This window comes from Streptomyces sp. XY006 (assembly GCF_002237655.1).
In the GTDB taxonomy this organism is placed as follows: Bacteria; Actinomycetota; Actinomycetes; order Streptomycetales; family Streptomycetaceae; genus Streptomyces; species Streptomyces levis.
Genome location: NZ_NOKT01000064.1, coordinates 1 through 3,598, shown reverse-complemented (window position 1 = coordinate 3,598; position 3,598 = coordinate 1). Strand labels below are relative to the sequence as shown.

Genomic DNA, 3,598 nt, shown 5'->3' with positions numbered 1-3,598 from the left:
CGCGGCGGACCGGGGCCACGGCACCGGGCGGCGAGGCGGCGGCCCCGCGCAGACGCGCCGGCGCCCCGGCCGAGCCCGCCGCCGGGCGGCGCGGACGCCGTCCTGAGCCGCGGAAGTCGAAGGGCCGCAAGGTCCTGGTGTGGACCGGCGGTTCGCTGGCCTTCGTGCTGGTCGGTGTGAGTGCGGCCGCGTACCTCTACTACGAGCACCTCAACAACAACATCACGTCCGTCTCCGACGACGGCGCCGGCACCGGCGGGTTCAGCAAGGACCGTGCCATCAACATCCTGCTGATCGGCACCGACAAGCGCACCGGCGAGGGCAACGAGGGCTACGGCGACAAGGGCAGCTCCGGGCACGCGGACACCACGCTGGTGCTGCACGTCTCCAAGGACCGCTCGAACGCGACGGTGCTGAGCATCCCGCGCGACCTGATCACCGACATCCCGGACTGTCCGACGACCCAGGAGGACGGCACCGAGAAGGTCATCCCGGGCAAGCAGCGCACGCGCTTCAACCAGAGCCTCGGGCAGGAGGACCGGACGCCGAGCTGCACCATGCGCACGATCACCGAGCTCACCGGGCTGAAGATGGACCACTTCATGGTGGCCGACTTCAACGCGGTCAAGACGCTGACCAGCGCGGTCGGCGGCGTCGACGTCTGCCTGGCCAAGGACATCAAGGACAAGGACTCCAAGCTCGATCTGCCCAAGGGCGAGCACACCATCGAGGGCGAGCAGGCGCTGGCCTTCGTGCGCACGCGGCACTCCGTGGGCTTCGGCGGCGACCTGAGCCGGATCGAGCTGCAGCAGCAGTTCCTGGGCTCGCTGATGCGCAAGCTGAAGTCCAACGACACGCTCACCAGCCCCGCCAAGATGATCAAGCTGGCGGAGGCGGGCACCAAGGCACTGACCGTCGACTCCCAGATCAGCACGATCAAGAAGCTGGCCGATCTCGGGGCGGAACTGGGCAAGTTCGACACGAAGAACCTCACGTTCGCCACCGTGCCCGTCGTCGACAACCCGGAGGAGACGGTCAAGGCGACGGTGGTCCTGAAGCAGCCGCAGGCCCAGCAGCTGTTCGCGATGGTCCGGGACGACGTGTCGCTGACCGAGGTCAAGCAGCAGAAGAAGAAGGAGAAGGCCGCCGAGGCCGCCCGGCTGAAGGGCGGCAAGGCCCCGGCCTCCGAGGTGCGGGTGCGCATCCTCAACGGCGGCGCGGTCGCGGGCAGCGCCCAGGAGACCCTCAGCTGGCTCCAGGTGGAGGAGGGCGTCACCAAGTCGGAGAACGCGGGCAACGCGCCCGCCGAACTGGCCAAGACGACCCTGGAGTACGCCCCGGACCAGGCGGCCCAGGCGCGCAGGCTCGCCGCGATCATGGGGCTGTCCGGGTCCGCGTTGAAGCCGGGCGAGAGCGTGGACAACTCCCAGGGGCTGCCCGCGATGACCCTGACCCTCGGCAAGGACTTCAAGGGCGCGGGCGTCCCGCTCACCACGCCGTCGAAGGTTCCGGACGACGTGCAGAAGTCCACGGCCGACAAGGTCGAGTGCGCGAAGTGACCTGACCGCCGTTTCCCGCGTCTCACAGGTGGGTGGGACATGCCCGGACATACGGGCCGGGTGTACATCCGAGCGGGCATGTCAGGTGTCCAACCAGGAGCGGGAACCGCCGTGTCCGGCGAGAACCGGGAAACCCCCGGTCCGAATGGACACGGTTCGCCCGTGATCCGAACACGACGCGGGGCGGGCCCGGAGGTCGGCCGTAGGGGTGGGGAGGCAGGGTATGGCGCAGAGTGACGTGCGCGGAGGCGGCACACGGCGCGACGCGGGGGGCCTGGTCCAGGACGAGCGTCCGCGGACGGGGGCGCACGCGGCGGGCGGGGACGACGGGGACAACGGCGGCCCGGGCAGGCGGAGCGGCCGGCGCCGCGGCGGCGGCCGCCGGATACTGCGCTGGTCCGCGCTGGTGCTGTCGGTCCTGATACTCGGGACGGCCGGCGCCGGATACCTCTACTACCGCCATCTCAACGGCAACATCGACAAGGGCAAGCGCAACGCCGGCGACTCCGACGTCCGCAAGTCCGAGCCCAACGCGGCCGGACAGACCCCGTTGAACATCCTGCTGATCGGCTCCGACAGCCGGAACTCGGCGGAGAACCTCAAGCTCGGCGGCAGCCGGGACAACGTCGGCAGCAAGCCCCTGGCCGACGTGCAGATGCTGCTGCACGTCTCGGCGGACCGGGAGAGCGCGTCCGTGGTGAGCATCCCGCGGGACACCCGGGTGGACATCCCCAAGTGCACCGACCCCGACACCGGCGAGACCTACCCGGCGAAGAACACGATCATCAACGAGTCGCTCCAGCGCGGCGGGCCGGGCTGCACCCTGGCCACCTGGCAGGAACTGACCGGTGTGTACATCGACCACTGGATGATGGTCGACTTCGCCGGAGTGGTGGACATGGCGGACGCGATCGGCGGCGTCCCGGTCTGCGTCAACCAGAACGTGTGGGACCGGCCGCTGCCCGGCCAGGGCGGCGGCTCCGGCCTGAAGCTCAAGGCGGGCACGCACAACGTGCAGGGCAAGCAGGCGCTGCAGTGGCTGCGCACCCGGCACGCCTGGGGCAGCGACCCGCTGCGCGCCAAGGCCCAGCACATGTACATGAACGCGATGATCCGCACGCTGAAGAAGCAGAACGTCTTCACCGACACGGGCCGGCTGATGGGCCTGGCCGAGGCGGGCACCAAGGCGCTGAAGGTGTCCGAGGAGATCGGCACGGTCAAGGAGCTGTACGACCTGGCCATGCAGCTCAAGTCGGTTCCGACCAGCCGGATCACGATGACGACGATGCCGTGGATCGAGGACCCGCTGAACCGCAACCACCTGGTGCCCAAGCCGGCGGACGCGGACAAGATGTGGGCGATGATCCGCGACGACGTCTCCTTCGACAAGGGCGGGAAGGCCGGGAAGGCCGGGAAGGCCGGGAAGAACGCGGAGGCCGCCGACGGCCCGTCCCCGGCGTCCGCCCGGGCCACCGGGCCCGCCGCCGCGCCCGCGGAGGGGCTGTCGGTCACGGTCGTCAACGGCACGGCGGGCGAGCAGGGGGCGGCGGTGCCGAACCGGGCCGCCGCGATCGTGGCCGCGCTGCAGCAGGAGGGGTTCGTCCGGGCGGTCGCCGCGCAGCAGCAGAACCCGCAGCCCCGCACGCAGCTGACGTACCCGAAGAGCACCGGGGAGCAGGGCAGGGCCAACGCGCTGTCGGTGGCCGAGGCGGTCGGCGTCCCGAGCGGCCAGGTGCGGGCCACCGACGACGTCACCACCACCACGCTGGTCGTCGGCGCCGACTGGCGGGAGGGCACGGACTATCCCGAGCAGGAGCCGGTGAAGGCCGGCGACCTGCCCGACAGCGCGGACGCGCTCACCGCGGACAAGAAGGAGTGCATGAACGTCTACCGCCCCTACCAGTGGTGACGGGGGCCGTACACGCGTAAGGCCCCCTCCCGGGTCCTTGATTTCTAGTGGTCGTTGCAACACCCCAGCTCAAGGGGTGCGATGGACTTCGAGATCCGCAATGACAGACGTGGTGGGGGCGGTCGTCGGC

2 protein-coding genes are annotated in these 3,598 nt (G+C 70.4%); both read left to right on the top strand.

Features of this window, described 5'->3' with window-relative positions; genetic code table 11:
- A partial coding sequence (locus CHR28_RS37015) for an LCP family protein (RefSeq protein WP_256984616.1) occupies positions 1-1,559 on the top strand: 1,559 nt, incomplete at its 5' end.
- 223 nt (positions 1,560-1,782) lie between these two features.
- Positions 1,783-3,468: an LCP family protein gene (locus tag CHR28_RS37010; RefSeq protein ID WP_094058117.1), complete on the top strand. Its 1,686-nt coding sequence runs from the start codon at positions 1,783-1,785 to the stop codon at positions 3,466-3,468.
- Positions 3,469-3,598 lie beyond the last annotated feature (130 nt).

What these genes read in the sequence shown, in the direction of transcription:
- CHR28_RS37010 (WP_094058117.1), top strand. Translation starts at nt 1,783, where the DNA reads ATGGCGCAGAGTGACGTGCGCGGAGGCGGCACACGGCGCGACGCGGGG.